At 77.7% G+C, this 15,732-nt stretch carries 14 protein-coding genes; 8 read left to right on the forward strand and 6 right to left on the reverse strand.

All coding sequences use genetic code 11. The annotated features are described in order from the left end of the window. The first annotated feature begins 53 nt into the window (after positions 1 to 53). Positions 54 to 779 carry a bifunctional 2-polyprenyl-6-hydroxyphenol methylase/3-demethylubiquinol 3-O-methyltransferase UbiG gene (locus DQ241_RS14750; protein WP_113830955.1) on the forward strand — a complete coding sequence of 242 codons (726 nt, stop codon included), beginning with the start codon at positions 54 to 56 and terminating at the stop codon, positions 777 to 779. After that, positions 776 to 1,945, forward strand: coding sequence for an alkaline phosphatase family protein (locus tag DQ241_RS14755; RefSeq protein WP_113830956.1), 1,170 nt, complete (start codon positions 776 to 778; stop codon positions 1,943 to 1,945). The genes DQ241_RS14750 and DQ241_RS14755 overlap by 4 nt, the downstream gene beginning before the upstream one ends. On the opposite strand, the gene DQ241_RS14760 is transcribed toward DQ241_RS14755, so the two are convergent. Genes DQ241_RS14760 through DQ241_RS14770 form a run of 3 tightly spaced genes read right to left on the reverse strand, consistent with a single transcriptional unit; the run spans position 1,938 to position 4,443 of the window. Next, on the reverse strand, positions 1,938 to 2,891 hold the full coding sequence (locus DQ241_RS14760; RefSeq protein WP_113830957.1) for a sucrase ferredoxin: 954 nt from the start codon (positions 2,889 to 2,891) through the stop codon (positions 1,938 to 1,940). The two genes, DQ241_RS14755 and DQ241_RS14760, sit on opposite strands and share 8 nt — an antisense overlap. Further along, the gene (locus tag DQ241_RS14765; RefSeq protein ID WP_113830958.1) at positions 2,888 to 4,138 is read right to left on the reverse strand and encodes a cupin domain-containing protein; all 1,251 of its coding nucleotides are present in this window, start codon (positions 4,136 to 4,138) and stop codon (positions 2,888 to 2,890) included. The genes DQ241_RS14760 and DQ241_RS14765 overlap by 4 nt, the downstream gene beginning before the upstream one ends. Positions 4,139 to 4,164: 26 nt before the next feature. Further along, positions 4,165 to 4,443 (reverse strand): BatC protein, encoded by a 279-nt coding sequence (locus DQ241_RS14770; protein WP_113830959.1) that lies wholly within the window; start codon positions 4,441 to 4,443, stop codon positions 4,165 to 4,167. Between the two features lie 220 nt (positions 4,444 to 4,663). Here DQ241_RS14770 and dinB point away from each other — a divergent pair, with 220 nt between their 5' ends. Further along, complete coding sequence (gene dinB, locus DQ241_RS14775; RefSeq protein WP_113831189.1) at positions 4,664 to 5,923, forward strand: DNA polymerase IV; 1,260 nt, start codon at positions 4,664 to 4,666, stop codon at positions 5,921 to 5,923. Positions 5,924 to 6,048: 125 nt separating this feature from the next. Further along, a complete protein-coding gene (locus DQ241_RS14780; protein ID WP_113830960.1) occupies positions 6,049 to 6,459 on the forward strand; it encodes a DUF3040 domain-containing protein in 411 nt (136 codons plus the stop codon). A 67-nt stretch (positions 6,460 to 6,526) separates the two neighbouring features. On the opposite strand, the gene DQ241_RS14785 is transcribed toward DQ241_RS14780, so the two are convergent. From DQ241_RS14785 to DQ241_RS14795, 3 genes are all read right to left on the reverse strand, one after another. Next, complete coding sequence (locus tag DQ241_RS14785; RefSeq protein WP_113830961.1) at positions 6,527 to 8,848, reverse strand: DUF3488 and transglutaminase-like domain-containing protein; 2,322 nt, start codon at positions 8,846 to 8,848, stop codon at positions 6,527 to 6,529. Then, on the reverse strand, positions 8,845 to 10,080 hold the full coding sequence (locus DQ241_RS14790; RefSeq protein ID WP_233492448.1) for a DUF58 domain-containing protein: 1,236 nt from the start codon (positions 10,078 to 10,080) through the stop codon (positions 8,845 to 8,847). The genes DQ241_RS14785 and DQ241_RS14790 overlap by 4 nt, the downstream gene beginning before the upstream one ends. 85 nt (positions 10,081 to 10,165) lie before the next feature. Further along, positions 10,166 to 11,149, reverse strand: coding sequence for a MoxR family ATPase (locus DQ241_RS14795; RefSeq protein ID WP_113830962.1), 984 nt, complete (start codon positions 11,147 to 11,149; stop codon positions 10,166 to 10,168). Positions 11,150 to 11,463: 314 nt separating this feature from the next. Between DQ241_RS14795 and mraZ the strand changes: the two genes are divergently transcribed. The 4 genes from mraZ to DQ241_RS14815 all read left to right on the forward strand — a co-directional run bounded on the left by mraZ (position 11,464) and on the right by DQ241_RS14815 (position 15,642). Continuing rightward, positions 11,464 to 11,898, forward strand: a complete 435-nt coding sequence (mraZ, locus tag DQ241_RS14800) for a division/cell wall cluster transcriptional repressor MraZ (protein ID WP_113830963.1) — start codon at positions 11,464 to 11,466, stop codon at positions 11,896 to 11,898. 423 nt (positions 11,899 to 12,321) lie between these two features. Beyond that, entirely contained in the window at positions 12,322 to 13,308 is a 987-nt protein-coding gene (rsmH, locus tag DQ241_RS14805; protein ID WP_113830964.1) for a 16S rRNA (cytosine(1402)-N(4))-methyltransferase RsmH, read from the forward strand. After that, entirely contained in the window at positions 13,305 to 13,796 is a 492-nt protein-coding gene (locus DQ241_RS14810) for a hypothetical protein (RefSeq protein WP_113830965.1), read from the forward strand. The genes rsmH and DQ241_RS14810 overlap by 4 nt, the downstream gene beginning before the upstream one ends. A 1-nt stretch (position 13,797) precedes the next feature. After that, positions 13,798 to 15,642, forward strand: coding sequence for a penicillin-binding protein 2 (locus DQ241_RS14815; protein ID WP_113830966.1), 1,845 nt, complete (start codon positions 13,798 to 13,800; stop codon positions 15,640 to 15,642). Positions 15,643 to 15,732: the final 90 nt, after the last annotated feature.

Below are 15,732 nucleotides of genomic sequence, written 5' to 3' on the forward strand. Positions count from 1 at the left end.
GGCGCCCACCGCGGGGATGGGTGGGCGCCGCCGCCCGCCACTAGGCTCGCGACGTGCCGACAGCCCCCGCCTCGCCGTCTGAGCAGACCTCCCCGCGCGGGGCGGCCGTCTGGGCGGCGCTCGACCCGGTGGTCTCCGCCGGCGCCCCGCTGCGGGTGCTCGACGTCGGCGGCGGCAGCGGCATCTTCGCCGTCCCGCTGGCCCGCGCCGGTCACCAGGTGACCGTCGTCGACCCGAGCGCCGACGCCCTGGCCACGCTCGCCCGCCGGGCGGCCACCGCCGGCGTCGGCGGGGCCGTCCGCGGCGTGCAGGGCGACGGCGACCTGCTGCACGAGGTGCTCGGCGGCGAGGCCGGCGACGGCGGCTACGACCTCGCCCTGTGCCACTCGGTGCTCGAGGTGGTCGACGACCCCGCGGTGACCCTCCGCGAGATCGCGCGGGCGGTGCGCCCCGGCGGGCAGGTCAGCGTGGCCACGGCCAACCGTGCCGGCGCCGTCCTCGCCCGGGCCGCCGCCGGGCACCCGGTCGAGGCGCTCGCCCTCCTCGAGGGGCGCGACACCGCCCGCCGCCGGTTCGCCCCGGACGACCTCCTCGCCCTCGTCGAGGGCGCCGGCCTGACCCCCGGCCCCTGGCGCGGCGTCGGCGTCGTCGCCGACCTGCTGGACGCCGCCTCCGGTGCCGACCCCGACGCCGTCCGGGCGCTCGAGCTGGCGCTGGCCGGCGTCTCGCCCTACCGCGACGTCGCCACCGGCCTGCACGTCCTCGCCACCCGGCCGTGACGCTCCTGGCGGACCTGGCCGTCCCCGCCTACGGGACGGCGACCCTCGCCGACGTCCTCCCCGGCGTGGCGGCCGCGCTCGGCGTGACCCCCGCGCGGGGCGACCTCCCCGCCGACCCGCTCGGCCTCACCGCGACCCTCGCCGGCGCCCGGCGCGTGGCGGTGCTGCTCGTCGACGGCCTGGGGGCGGATCTGGTCCGCGCGCACGCCGACCTGGCGCCCACCCTCGCCGCGCTGAGCGCCCCCGTCGGCGACCTCGCCGCGCCCTGCCCCAGCACCACCCCGGTCAGCCTGGCCACGCTCGGCACCGGCCTGCCGCCGGGCAGCCACGGCATCCTCGGCTTCGTCACCGACGTCCCGGGCGAGGACCGCACCCTCACCCACACGCAGTGGCAGGACGACCCCGACCCCGCCGTCTGGCAGCAGTGCCCGACCGTCTTCGAGCAGGCCGCCGCCGCGGGGCTCCCGGTCACCGTCGTCGCGCCGTGGTCGTTCGCCGGGTCCGGGCTCAGCGTCTCGGCCTACCGCGGCGCCACGTACACCGGCACCGTGGGCGCCGGTGACCTCAGCGCCCAGGTGCTGCGGGCGCTGCGGGCCGCCCCCCGCGGGCTGGTCTACGGCTACTTCGCCGACCTCGACCTCACCGGCCACGTCCGCGGCGTCGGCTCCGACAGCTGGCGCGCCCAGCTGCAGCTGGTCGACCGGATGGTCGCGCAGGTCGTCGACGGGCTCCCGGACGACGCCGCGCTGCTGGTCACCGCGGACCACGGGATGCTCGACGTCCCCGCCGGCACGAGGCTGGACCTGGACGCCCACCCCGACCTGGCGGAGGGGGTGCGCGTGCTGGCCGGCGAGCCGCGCGCCCGCTACGTGCACGCGCTCCCCGGCGCGGCCGACGACGTGCTGGCCCGCTGGCAGGAGGTGCTGGCCGAGCGCGCCTGGGTGGTCGCCCGCGACGAGGCGGTGGCCAGCGGCATCTTCGGCCCGGTGGACGACGCCGTGGTCGAGCGGATCGGCGACGTCGTGGCCCTGGCCCGCGGCACCTGGGCGCTGACCGCCACCGACCGCGAGCCCGGGCCGAGCCGGCTCGCCGCCTACCACGGCTCGCTCACCGCGACAGAGCTGGCGATCCCGCTGCTGCTCGCCCGGGGCCGCGCCCTCAGCTGACCGACAGGCGGTGCCAGGTGCGGACCCGGCCCGGCCGGGCCGCCGAGCAGGTGAGGTGCACCAGCTCCGGCGAGGGGCGGCTCTCCACGACGACCACCACCGGGCCGTCCGGGCCGGCCAGCGCGACCTCCCACCGCTCCACCTCGGGCTCCGGCGGGTCGAGCCGCGTCACCGACAGCGGCGCGAGGTCGTCCACGCCGAGCAGCCCCAGCTCCTCCCGCGCACCGTGCTGCGCCGCCTGCACCGGCGCGGGCAGCCCCGCCCGGCCGCGCAGCCACGGCAGCGCCACCCGGCCGCGCTCGTGCGCCTCCACCAGCAGCCCGCCGTCGCCCGGCACCTGCCCGTAGTAGAAGCCGTGCGGCAGCACCAGCACGTTGGCCGCGAACCGGTCGCCGCCCAGGTGGCTGCACTCCCAGACGTCGGCCGGCCCGGGCGCCGGCAGCGCGCGGGCCAGCGGCCGGCCGCGCAGCGCGCAGCACGCATCGTGCCCGCCGTGCGTGCAGACCAGGTACGCCGGGCGGGCGGCCGGCTCGCCCACCGAGCCGTCCCAGGGTGCGGTCAGCAGGTCCGCGTCCTCCGCCCGCACCGACCACCACATGCCCTCCCGCCCGGGACGGCTGTCCGCGTACGCCCAGCGGCGACCGGAGTCGGCCAGCCGGTCCCCGGGACGGCGCACGAGCAGCACCCGCACGCCCTCCTGCCGGGCCCGCTCGGCGAGCAGCGGCGCGACGTGCGCGTCGAACCGCGACTGGGTCAGGGCGTCGCGACCCCAGGGGCCGGGCTGCTCCACCAGCAGCCAGCGCTGCACGGGGGAGGCGGTGGCGATCGAGGAGTCGCCGCGCTCCATCGCCTGCACCGAGCACCGCGACGCGTCCAGCCGCCCCGCCGGCCGCGCCGGGACGTCGGTGCGGCAGAAGTCGTCCGGGGGTCGCGCGCCGGCGGTCACGGTCCCGCGGTCGCGTCCGGGACCACCGCGATCGACTCGGTGACCAGCCGGCGGGCCAGGGCGATCCCCTCGGCGGGGTCGAGGCCGGGCAGATCGCCCACCTTGAGCTCGCCGACCGCCAGCAGCTCGGCCAGCGCCGGCCGCGCCGACGCCGGGAACGTGTGCGTGCGGCGGCCGCCGACCAGCACGACCTCACCCTCGTCGCCGTCGCCCAGCCGGCAGCGGAGCCGGCGGCGCAGCCGCAGCACGGTGTCGGGGGAGAGGGACGCCGCGGCGGTCGCCTGCGCCAGCGGCGCCACCGGCTCGGGGCGCACCTGCGACCAGGTGCGGGCGCGCAGCCGCTCGGCCACCTCGTCGGGGTCGACCCGGGCCAGCCAGTCGCGCAGCCCCTCGACCACGGCGACGACGTCGTCGCGCACGCTCCCGGGATCGGCCAGGTCCACGCCCAGCGGCAGCGAGCCGCGCAGCGCGCCGTCCTCGGCGGCCAGGGTGCGCACCAGGTCCAGCGCCGCCTCCGCCGCGCCCCAGCGGGTCACCGAGTGGATGCCGATGGTCAGGTGCGCGCTGATCTCGCCCAGCGCCGTCGCCGAGTGCAGGAAGCCGCGGGGGAGGTAGAGGACGTCGCCCGGCTCGAGGACGGCGTCGACCACCGGCTCGCGGGTGGCCGCCTCGGCCACCTCCGCACGGCGGTCGGTCCACACCTGGCTGCGCAGCGGGTCGCGCAGCACCGGCTCGTGGATGGTCCAGTGCTTCTGCCCGGCGACCTGGAGGACGAAGACGTCGTGCACGTCGTAGTGCGGGTCGAACCCGCGCGAGGACGGCGGGGTGACGTAGGCGTTGACCTGGGTGGGGTGGCCGAGGTCGGCGGCCAGCTGGTCGGCGAACTCGATCAGCGGCGGCCACAGCCGGTGCAGGCCCTGCAGGACCACGGTGCTGCCGTCGGCGAACAGCCGCAGGACCGAGTCGGTGCTCACCTGGTCGGCGATCTCCGCGCCGGCGCCAGCCGGGCCGGTGAACCGCGTGGCGTCGACGACCTGGCCGTCCTTGGCGATGCGCAGGAAGGGGGTGCGCAGCCCGCGACGGGACAGCAGCTCGTCGACCGCCGCGAGGTCGAGCAGGTCGGTGAAGTCGCTCCCGGTGTCGGCGGCGCGGGTCAGCAGGGGGCGGCGGCCCCAGTACTCCTCCGCGAAGACGGCGGGGTCGACGTGCGTGCACCGCCGCAAGGCCGGGCGGAGCGGCTGCTCCACCCGGCCCCCCGGGGTGGTGTCCTCGCTCAGGCCGAACCGTCCGCGCCGCCGTCGGCGCCGCCGTCCGCGCCGCCGTCGGCACCGCCGTCCGCGCCACCGTCCGCGCCACCGTCCGCGCCACCGTCCGCGCCGCCATCGGCGCCGCCATCGGCCCCGCCGTCCGCACCGCCGTCGTGGCCGCCGGGGGTACCGGAGGCGCCGTGGTCCGCGGTGCCCGCGCCACCGTCGGCCGGGCCGTGCGCCCCGCCGTCCGCGCCGCCGTCGGCCCCGCCGTCGCCGCTGGTCATCTCGTCGTCCAGAGCCATGGGCTCCTCCGCTCGTCTCGGGATCCGGGCCGCCGGTCGGCGGCTCCCCGGCCGCTGCTTACCTCCCGCATCCTGGCCCGACACATGCCGTCCCACCAGCGGGGATCCGGCGCGGGTCACGAGTGGGGCACGGCGCGGTGGCGCGGTGCGCCGGTCGCGGCCGTGCGGGCTACTCTCCGGGCAGTGCTTCGAACAGGTGTTCGACGAGTGGGGAGGGTTCGTGACCGGGCGGGCGCAGGGGTGCACCGTGCTGCACGTCGACATGGACGCGTTCTTCGCCAGCGTCGAGGTGCGGCGCCGGCCGGAGCTGGCCGGCACGCCGGTGATCGTCGGTGGCGCAGGCAACCGGGGCGTGGTCACCTCGGCCACCTACGAGGCGCGCCGCTACGGGGTGCACGCGGCCATGCCCACCGGCCGGGCGCTGCGGCTGTGCCCGACCGCGACGGTGCTGCCGGGGGACATGGCGCTCTACACCGAGGTCTCCCGGTCGGTGATGGCGCTGTTCCGGTCGATCACCCCGCTGGTCGAGCCGCTGAGCCTGGACGAGGCGTTCCTCGACGTCTCCGGGGCCGGCCGCCGGCTGGGTGACGCCGCCGAGATCGGCGAGTACGTCCGCGCCCGGGTGTTCGACGAGCAGGGCATCACCTGCTCGGTGGGGGTCGCGCCCACCAAGTTCGTCGCCAAGCTCGCCTCCACCGCGGCCAAGCCCGACGGCATGCGGGTGGTCCGCCCGGCCGAGGTCATGGACTTCCTGCACCCGCTGCCGGTCGGCGCGCTGTGGGGGGTGGGGCCGAAGACCGAGGAGCAGCTGCTGCGGCTGGGGATGCGCACCGTCGGCGACCTCGCCCACGTGCCGGCGAAGACGCTGCAGCGCGCGCTGGGCCCGGCGCAGGGCGCGCACCTGCACGAGCTGGCGTGGGGCCGCGATCCGCGCCGGGTGGTGCCCGACGAGCCGGAGCGCTCCACCGGCGCGGAGGAGACCTTCGGCACCGACGTCGACGACCCCGCGGTCATCCACCGCGAGCTGCTGCACCTGTCGGAGCGGACGGCGGGCCGGTTGCGCTCCACCGGGCACCTGGCCCGCACGGTGACGATCAAGGTCCGCTTCGCCGACTTCGCCACGATCACCCGCAGCCGCACCCTCGAGGTCCCCACCGACGTCGGCCAGGAGCTCTACGACACCGCCCGCGCGCTGTACGACGCGCTCGGCCTGGACCGGGCGCGCATCCGGCTGGTGGGGGTGCGGGCCGAGCGGCTGGTCGAGGCCGGGTCCGCGCCGCGCCAGCTCGAGCTCGGTGCCCGGGAGCACGGCCGGCGCGACGCCGAGCTGGCCGCCGACCGCGCCGCGCGCCGGTTCGGCGCCGGAGCGGTCCGCCCGGCGACCCTGCTGCGCCGCGGTGGGCGACCCGGCGGGAGCAGCCCCACGGGAGGCGTCCGGAACTCCCGGCCGCGCCCGGTCGTCGACCACTCCGAAGGGTGATCGGTCGAGCTTCCCGGCGGGTCGCCGCACGGTCGCCTTTCGCGCCCTGCAAAGGGCTCGTATCCTCGATGTCACCGTCGGCGGGAGCCTCCGACGGCTTTGGCTCCGCCCACCTGGAGGTCGACGTGCCGCTCTCCGAGCACGAGCAGCGTCTGCTGGAGCAGATCGAGCGCGCCCTCGTCGATGACGATCCCAAGTTCGCCTCGTCCGTCCGCACCGGCGACCGGCGCCTGAAGGCCCGCCGCCGGCTGCAGATCGGCGCGGCGCTGGTCGTCGTCGGCTTCGCCGCGCTGGTCGGCGGCGCGGTCGCCGAGTCGGTGATCCTCGGGGTCATCGGCTTCCTCGTCGCCTTCGGCGGCGCGGCCCTCGCCGTCCTGAACTACAAGGCCGCCACCGGCGCGGTCGAGGCCGGTCCGACCCCGGCCGGCGGTCGCGGTCCCGCCGGTACCGGCCGCGGCGGACGTGCCGCCCGCGCCGGGCGGCAGCCGCTCAAGAACCGCCTCGAGGAGCGTTTCCGCCGCCGCTACGACCAGTAGCCCTCCGCGCAGTTCCGCACGCAGCCGCCGCCCTCCGGGGTGGCGGCTGCGTGTCGTTGCGGGGGTCTCAGGCCGGGCGGGTCGCCGGGCGGCGGGTGCGCCACCACGTGACCACCCCGGCGCGGACCGCCGCCGGCAGCGACGCCGGCCAGAGCAGCGCCCGGAGCCGGGCCCGCCTGCCGGCCCGGTGCGCCAGCCCGCGCCGGGCGGCGCGCAGCGCCTCCGCCAGCCCGGCCCCGCCGTCGGTCGCGGACGCGGGGCCGTAGCTGGCCCGCTCCTCGGCCCGGGCCAGCTGCCCGATGGCGGCGCGGGCCGGACCCTCCGGTGCGGCGGTCGCGAGGGCTGCCGCGGTCTCCCGCGGCGTCCAGGCCGGGTCCCGGGGCAGGCCGAGGTCGGCGGCGGTGGCCGCGAGCTCGTCCCACAGCGCACCCGGGGAACCGTCGGCCAGCCGCCGGCGCCGCAGCCCGGCGCGGGCGGCCGCCGGGAGCCCGAGCAGCGCGGCGGCTCCCAGGACGGCGCCCGTCCACGGCAGCCAGCGCCCCGCCCCGGACGACCCGCCTCCGGAGAGCGGGCCGGTGGCCAGCGGGTCCTCGTCCAGGTTCCGGGGGGCCGTCGGCGCCGGCTCGGGCGCCACCGGCTCGGGGACGTCGAGCGGGGTCTCCGGCGTCTCCTCGACCTCCACCCGCGGCGCCCACGGCAGCGCCGCCCGCCGGTCCACGTCGATGGGGGTCGGGTCGAAGGGCACCCAGCCGAGGCCGGCGAAGTACACCTCCACCCACGCGTGCGCGTCGTCGGTGGTGATCACGCGGCTGCCGTCGTCCTGCACGGTGCCGGCCGTGTAGCCCAGCGCGACGCGGGCCGGCACCCCGGCCGCCCGCACCATCACGGCCATGGCACCGGCGTACTGCTCGCAGTAGCCCCGGCGCTCGTCGAGGAAGTCGACCAGGTCGTCGCCGCTGGTTCCGGGATCGGTGGCGAGGGAGTAGCTGAACCCGTTGTCGCGGTCGGTGAGGAAGTCGAGGATCGACCGGACCCGCGCGTAGGGGCCCTCCGCCGCGCCGACCAGCTCGGCGACCAGCGCGGTCACCCGGGGGTCGAGCTCGGGGAGCGCGGTGTACCGCTCCCGCACGGGGCTGCCGTCGCCGACCGGCGGGCTCGACGCGAGCAGGTCCGCCGAGGGGCGGGGTTCGGCCGCGGTCACCCGGTAGCTGCGGTCGGCCGTGGTGACGCCGCGGCCGAAGACCGTGCCGGTGGAGGGGTCGAACCGCCAGTCCGCGTCGTCGCCGCCGAGCTCGACCGACAGCGGCGACGTCGGGAGCGGCAGGAAGCGGTCGTCGTGCTCCAGCACCTCCACCACCGCCGTCACCTCGCGCCCGGCCTGCTGCCGGGGGAGCGGTGCCAGCGCCCGGCTCTCCAGCACCGAGACCTGGCCGTCGAGGTTGCTCAGCGACCACCCCTCCTCGACGTCGTAGCTGTCGATGGTGACCGAGCGCAGGTAGCCGGGGTCGGCGACGGAGGTCCGCAGCCGCAGCAGGTCGATCGGCTCCGGCCGGGTCAGCTCGCCGGCCATCGCCGCCACCGGGTCCAGCGACGTCCCGGTCGAGGAGCCGCCGGCCCCGCCCAGCCCGGTGGCCAGGGAGCCCTCCGCGAGGGTGGGCACGAAGGCGCCGGCCACCAGCGCCGTGAGCAGGGCGACCAGGCCGATGCGGAACGCCGGGCCCCCACCCGAGGTGAGCCGCGCCGCTCCCGCGCGCGGCTGGTCGTCGAGCCGGCGCCGCTGGTCGGTCCAGAGCAGCACCGCCAGACCCGCGGCCGGCCCGGCCAGCGCGACCACGCCGATCCCGCCGGTGATGGTCACCAGGGGCACGGCGAAGAGGCCGAGCAGCGCCGCCCCGGCGAGGGCCACCCGGCGGCCCGGGACGGTCACGACGTCGACCACGACGGCGACGAGGCCGACGAACAGGGTGGTCAGCGCGACCAGGCCGGGCAGCGGGATGGCCGGCGTGGCCTGCTCGCGGGTCTCGGCGGCGCCCTCCCCGAGCACGGTGAGCAGGTCCGGCACGCTCGCCGAGGTCGGCAGCACGCCCCACAGCGCCGGCTCCGGTGTCCACCGCGAGGTGAGCAGGAGAACCAGGGCGCCCACCTGGACCAGGGGCACGGCGACGGCGCCGAGCGCCGCCACCCGGCGCGGCACCGGCCGCCCGGCGGCCAGCCGGGCCCAGCCGGCGCGACCGGCCGCGCGCAGCGCGATCCCGGTGCCGGCGACGACGACCACGGCCAGGAACACCGGCCGGAACCAGGCGGCGGAGGAGAAGACGGGGGTCAGGGCCAGCGAGCCGAGGACGGTCGCCGCCGCCGCGCCGAGCGCCGTCCGCAGGTCCGGCCTCACCCGGCCACCCCCGCCACGGGCGGCCCGGCCAGGCCGGCGGAACTGCCGCCGAGCTCGGCCCAGACGGCCGCGATGTCGCTCCCCGCCCCGGCGACGGCGACCCGCCAGCCGGCCGCGCCCAGCACCCGCGCGGCCTCGGCCCGCTGCTCGGCGAGCACCGCGGCGGCCGCGGCGGGCCGGCGTCCCCGGCCGGCGGTGCCCCAGCTGGCCACGTCGAGCAGGACCGCGCGGTCGGCGGTGGGACCGGAGCGGGTGCGCACCAGCTCGGCGACGTCGTCGGGTCCGACCAGGCCGAGGACGCAGACCACCGGACCGTCGCCCGCGACGCGGACCAGCCGGTCGACGCCGGCCGACAGCCCGGGGGAGCGGGAGGGGCCGAGCAGCGCTAGCCGCTCGAGCAGGTCCCCGCCGGGGGTGCCCAGCTCGCCGGCGTCGGTGAGCACCCGGACGGCGGCACCCCGCCGGCCCAGCGCCGTGCCGATGCTGGCCGCGGCCTCCACGGCCCACTCGAAGCTGTCGGGCGGCGCGACGCCCGGTGTCCGGTTCCCCGCCGAGGTGAGCAGGTGCGCCCGGGCGCGGGTGTCCAGCAGCAGCGTCGCCTCGGCCCGCCACGGGCGCTCCTCGAGCCGCACCATCAGCTCGCCGGTGCGCGCGGTCGCCCGCCAGTGCACCTTGCGCAGGTCGTCGCCGTGCCGGTACCCGCGGATGCTCACGTCGTCCTCGCCGTGGACGGCGATCGACCGTCGGACGCCGTCGCCGCCACCGTGCCCGGCCGCCGCCCCGACCGGCCCGAGCGGGTGCACCCGGGGGACGACGAGGACCGGCGCGGTGCCGGTGCCGGTCGCGCTGCGCTCCACGAGCCCGAACGGGTCGACGACGCGCAGCTGCAGCGGGCCGAGCTCGTGCCGACCGCGCCGGCTCCCGGAGACCGCGTAGCGCAGCGCCACGCTGCTGCCCGGCGGGAGCCGGTCGACGGTGAACCGGGGGGAGGGGCCGAGCTCGGCGGGCACCGACTCGCGCAGCAGCCACAGCCCGCCCGTGCGCGGCCCCGTGCTGCTCACCTCCAGCAGCACCTCGGCGGCATCGCCGCGGGGGATCCGCGCCGGCGCCGGCGTGCGCCGGGCGGCCAGCCGGAACCGCTCGCGGGCCACCACGCCGGCGGAGAGCAGCGGCAGGGCGAGCAGGAAGACCGCCAGCTGCACCAGGGCGCGCTCGCCCAGCAGCGCTCCCACGGCCAGCAGGCCCAGCGCGCCGCCGACCAGCCAGCGGCCGCGGGGGTGAGCGACCCCAGCGCCCGTCGGCCCGCCCCGCGCACGCTCAGCGCCCGCGGGGGACCGGTGTGGTCGCCAGCAGCTCGGCGACCACCTGCTCGGGGGTGCGGCGGCCGACTGCGGCGTCGGCCCCCAGCAGCAGGCGGTGCGCGAGCACGGGGACGGCGAGGTCCTTGACGTCGTCGGGCAGCACCAGATCGCGGCCGGCGAGGGCGGCGGAGGCGCGGGCGGCGCGCAGCAGCTGGAGCCCGGCCCGCGGCGAGGCGCCCAGCCGCAGGTGGGGGGAGCGGCGGGTGGCCTCCACCAGGTCGACGACGTAGCGGCGCACGCCCTCGGAGACGTGCAGCCGGCCCACGGCGGCGACCAGCGCGCGGACCGAGGCCGCGTCCGCGACCGGGGCGAGCCCGGCCAGCGGATCGGTGGTGGCGCGGTCGTCGAGCATCGCCAGCTCGGCGTCGCGGCCCGGGTAGCCCATCGAGACCCGGGCGGTGAACCGGTCGCGCTGCGCCTCCGGGAGGGGGTAGGTGCCCTCCATCTCCAGCGGGTTCTGGGTGGCCATGACCAGGAACGGCCGGGCCAGCTCGTAGCTGACGCCGTCGATGGTGACCTGGCGTTCCTCCATGCACTCCAGCAGCGCGGACTGCGTCTTCGGCGAGGCCCGGTTGATCTCGTCGGCCACGACGATGTTGGCGAACACCGCGCCGGGCTTGAACTCGAACGCCCGCGTCTCCTGGTCGTAGACCGCGACGCCGGTGACGTCGCTCGGCAGCAGGTCCGGCGTGAACTGGATGCGGCGGACGCTCGCGTCGATCGAGGCGGCCAGCGCCTTGGCCAGCGTCGTCTTCCCGACACCGGGCACGTCCTCGACGAGGAGGTGGCCCTCGGCGAGCAGCACCACGAGGGAGAGGCGGACGACGTCGTCCTTGCCCTGCACGACCCGCGCCACGTTGGCCGCGATGCGCGCGCCGTCGGCGGCGACGTCGACCTGCGGGCCGACCGGCTCCCCGGCGGTCCGTGTCACCTCCGTCACCTCTCCACCGTACGTGCCCGACGGGCCACCGGGGGGCGTGCGCGCAGCCGGTCCTCCCCACCGCTCCCCACCGCCAGCCCCACCGCGCCCCACCGCGGCTGCCGGCGCCCGTGCGGCGCCGTGCGGAGGGGGCCGAACCCTCCCGCGACCAGCGGTCCCGGGCCCCGGAGGGCCGGGTGGAGCGGACAGGTCACGACACGGCGTCGAGTGGTGTCGAGTGGGGGCTAGTGGGTTACTGTGTCGCCCGGTGGGGAGGCAGGGACCGTCCAGGGGTCCTGCAGAGCCATGGGAGGACCGATGCAGGGGGTGATCCGGTGTTCGTCGGCAGCTACCAGCTGCGGCTGGACGAGAAGGGCCGGCTCGCCCTCCCCGTCCGGTTCCGCGACCAGGTGGCCGACGGCATGGTGATCAAGAAGGGCCAGGAGCGCTGCATCTACGGCCTCACCATGGCCCGGGTCGCCGAGCAGAGCGCCGCGATGGCCGCGATGGCCCCCTCCGACACCGCCGCCGCCCGCATGCGGGCCCGCATGAGCTTCGGCTCGATGGTCGAGCTGGAGCCGGACAAGACCGGCCGCATCACCATCCCGGCCGGCCTGCGCGAGTACGCCCACCTCGACCGCGACGTCGTCGTGGTCGGCGTGGACACCCGCTTCGAGATCTGGGACGCCGTCACCTGGGAGGCCTACGTGGCCGAGCAGGAGGCCGCCTTCGCCGACATGGAGAGCGAGGGGATGCCGACGCTGTCGTGATCCCGCAGGCCGCCCCCACCCGCCACCCGGCGGGCTCGCGGAGCACCGCACGAGCCGCCTTCCCCGCGGCTCGACCGGCACCGGCCCCAGCCGCCTTCCCCGCTGCTGGGTCCACCCGCTCCCCGACGCCCCGCCCCGGCGGGCAGGCGACCTCCCCGTCTCCCGCGGGGCACCACCTGACGCTCTTCCCCGACGCCAGGCGGCGCCCCGCGGGGGCCGGATCCCCACCGGGAGGAGATCCACCCCGTCCGCAGCGCCCGCCGCCCCACCAGGTCCCACTCTCCCCACCACGCCCCACCCCACGGGGCCCCACCCGTCCCACCGGCCGATCCCGTTCCGCCGGCGGGCTCCGCATCCCCCCGCCGCCACCCGCGGCGCGGCACCATCCGGAGTCCACGGACCCGATCCGAGAGGCAGTCGACGATGAGCGCTCCCGGCCCCGCGGCCACGCCGCAGCCGCCGGTGCACGTGCCCGTCCTCCTCGAGCGGGTCACCGAGCTGCTCGCCCCCGCCTGCGCCGCCCCGGGCGCCGTCCTCGTCGACGCCACCCTGGGCCTGGCCGGCCACTCCACCGCGCTGCTGGACGCCCACCCCGGCCTCCGGCTCATCGGCCTGGACCGCGACCCCGACGCCCGCGCGGAGGCCGCCCGCCGCCTTGAGGCCGCCGGGCACGCCGACCGGGTCACCCTCGTGCCCGCCGTCTTCGACGAGCTGCCCGACGTCCTCGACCGCCTCGGCGTCGACGAGGTGCAGGCGGTGCTGTTCGACCTCGGCGTCTCCTCGCTCCAGCTGGATCGCCCGGACCGGGGCTTCAGCTACAGCACCGACGCCCCGCTGGACATGCGGATGAACCCGGAGGCGGGGCGCACCGCGGCCGACGTCGTGAACACCTACCCGGCCAAGGAGCTGGCCCGGGTGCTGCGCGTCTACGGCGAGGAGCGGTTCGCCTCCCGGATCGCCGCCGCCATCGAGCGCGAGCGCGCGCGGGAGCCCTTCACCTCGACGGCCCGCCTGGCCGACCTGGTGCGCGCCTCCATCCCCGCCGCCACCCGGCGCACCGGCGGCCACCCCGCCAAGCGGACCTTCCAGGCGCTGCGGATCGAGGTCAACGACGAGCTGGGCGTGCTGGAGCGCGCGCTGCCGGCGGCCATCGAGGCCCTGGCGGTCGGCGGCCGGATCGCCGTCATCACCTTCCACTCGCTCGAGGACCGCATCGTCAAGCAGACCCTCGCCGAGGGCGCGACCGACCACACCCCGCCGGAGATGCCGGTGCCCCTGCCGGAGCACAGCCCCGTCCTCCGGCTGCTGACCCGTGGCGGCGAAGCCGCCTCCGACGCCGAGGTGGCCGCCAACCCGCGGTCCGCCTCGGCCCGCGTCCGCGCGGCCGAGCGCATCCGGAGGGCGGCATGAGCAGCCGAGCCACGGCCCGGGTCCAGGCGACCCCCCGCACCACCACCCGCACGCCGGGTCCCCGCGCCGGGGCGCGCACCACGCCGCGCCCGCAGCTGCGCGTGGTCCCCTCGGCGCCGGCCCGCACGCGGCGTCCCGCCCGCGCGCTCGCCGGCCGGCGGGCGCCGTTCGTGCTGCTGATCGTCGCGCTGCTCGCCGGCACCACGCTGGGGCTGCTGGTGCTCAACACCGCGATCGCCGTCGACTCGCTCAAGGCCACCCAGCTGCGGGCGGAGAACGCCCAGCGGGCCGAGGAGGTGCAGCGCCTGGAGCGCAGCGTCGTGGAGGGCAACACCCCCGCCGAGATCGCGCGCGCCGCCGTCGCGGCCGGGCTGGTGCCCGCGGGCAGCGCGGCCTACCTCGTCCTGGACCCCGACGGCGGATCGGTCCTGCGCGGCACCCCGGCCCCGGCCGAGCCGACCGCGGACGGCGCGACGGACGGGGGCTGACGTGCCGGGATCCGTCCGCGGCCCCGGCGGCCCACCGCGCAGCGGCGGCCAGCGCGGCACGCCCGGGCCGTTCACCTCGCGCCGCGCGCCCGGGAGCCGACGCAGCGGGGGCGCGGGGCTGTCGGTGAACCAGCGGCTGCTGCGCAACCGCTGGGGACTGCTGGTCATGGTGCTGCTGCTGGTCGCCGTGGTCGTCCGGCTCGGCTTCCTGCAGGGCGTGGACGGCGCGGAGTACGCCAACGCCGCCCAGCAGGACCGGCTGCGGACCTACCCGATCGCCGCCCTGCGGGGGGAGATCCTCGACCGGGACGGCCAGCCCTTCGCCTACACCGTCGACGCCTACAAGGTGACCGCGGACCCCACCGTCGTCCAGGACCCCGAGAAGACGGCTGAGGCGCTGAGCCCGCTCCTCGGCGTCCCGGCGGCCGAGCTGGCGGAGAAGCTGTCCCGGGACGGCCGCTACGTCGTCCTGGCCTCGCAGGTGCCGCCGCAGACCACCGACGCGATCGACGCCCTCGAGCTGCCCGGCGTGATCGTCGCCGAGCAGGACCCGCAGCGCCTCTACCCTGCCGGCTCGGTCGGTGGGCAGGTCGTCGGGTTCGTCGGGCGCGAGGGCGAGGGCCTGGCCGGCATCGAGCGGACCTTCCAGGAGGAGCTCGCCGGGACGCCGGGGGAGCGCCGGGTCGAGGTCGGCAGCGGCGGCAACCCGATCCCGTCGGGCATCGAGGAGTCGACGCCGGCGACCGACGGCGACTCGATCAGCCTCACCCTCGACCAGGACCTCCAGTACGTGATGGAGGAGCGGCTGCAGGCGGCGTGCACCGACGGTTCCACGACGCGGGCCTCGGCCGTCGTCCAGGACGTGAAGACCGGCCAGGTGGTCGCCATGGGGTCGTGCCCCGGGTACGACCCCGGCAACTACTCGGCCACCGACCCCGACCTGCTCGGCAACCCCGTCGTGTCGGACGTCTTCGAGCCCGGCTCCGTCATGAAGGCCGTGACGCTGGCCGCCGCGGTCGAGGAGGGCGTGGCCACGCCGGACGAGGTGCTCACCGTCAACGGGCACATCGAGGCCGGCGACCGGGTGGTCACCGACGCCCACGACCACGCGCCGATCGACTGGACGGTCACCGGGATCCTGGCCAAGTCCAGCAACGTCGGCACGATCATGCTGGCCCGCGAGGTGGGCGACGAGAAGCTGGAGGAGTACCTCCGGGCGTTCGGCATCGGCAGCACGACCGGCATCGAGCTGCCCGGCGAGAGCGCCGGCATCCTGCAGGACTCCGAGGACTGGAGCGGCATCCGCGCGGCCAACGTGGCGATCGGCCAGGGCGTCTCGGTGACCACCCTGCAGATGGCGTCGGTGTTCCAGGCGATCGCCAACGACGGCGTCCGCATCGAGCCGCGCATCGTGCGGTCGGTGACGTCGCCGGACGGGACGGTCACCCGCACCGAGCAGCCCGAGGGCACCCGGGTGGTCAGCGAGGCCACCGCCGACGCGCTGGCCTACATGCTCGAGGCCGTCGTCGGCCCGGGCGGGACCGCGCCCCTGGGGCAGATCGAGGGCTTCCGGGTCGCCGGCAAGACCGGTACGGCGCAGCGGCCCAACCCGGAGTGCAACTGCTACGCCGGCGGCGGGTACGTCACCACGTTCGTCGGGTTCGCGCCCGCCGACGACCCCCAGTACGTGGTCGCCGTCGACCTCGAGCGCCCGACCAGCGCCGCCGAGGGCGGCCAGGTCGCCGCCCCCGTGTTCGCCGACATCCTGCGCTACGCGCTGACCGCGGACGCCGTCGTCCCGTCGGGGACGCCGCGGCCCGACTTCCGCCTCACCGCCGACGACTGAGAAGGGCCCCGCTGCCCCCGCCGCTCGCAGGCTCGCGGCGGGCCCTGCAGCGGGGCCGCGGCGCCCGGACGCGCAGCTGCGCGGATCCCG

The sequence above is a fragment of the Blastococcus sp. TF02A-30 genome, assembly GCF_003319185.1.
Lineage (GTDB): Bacteria > Actinomycetota > Actinomycetes > Mycobacteriales > Geodermatophilaceae > Blastococcus.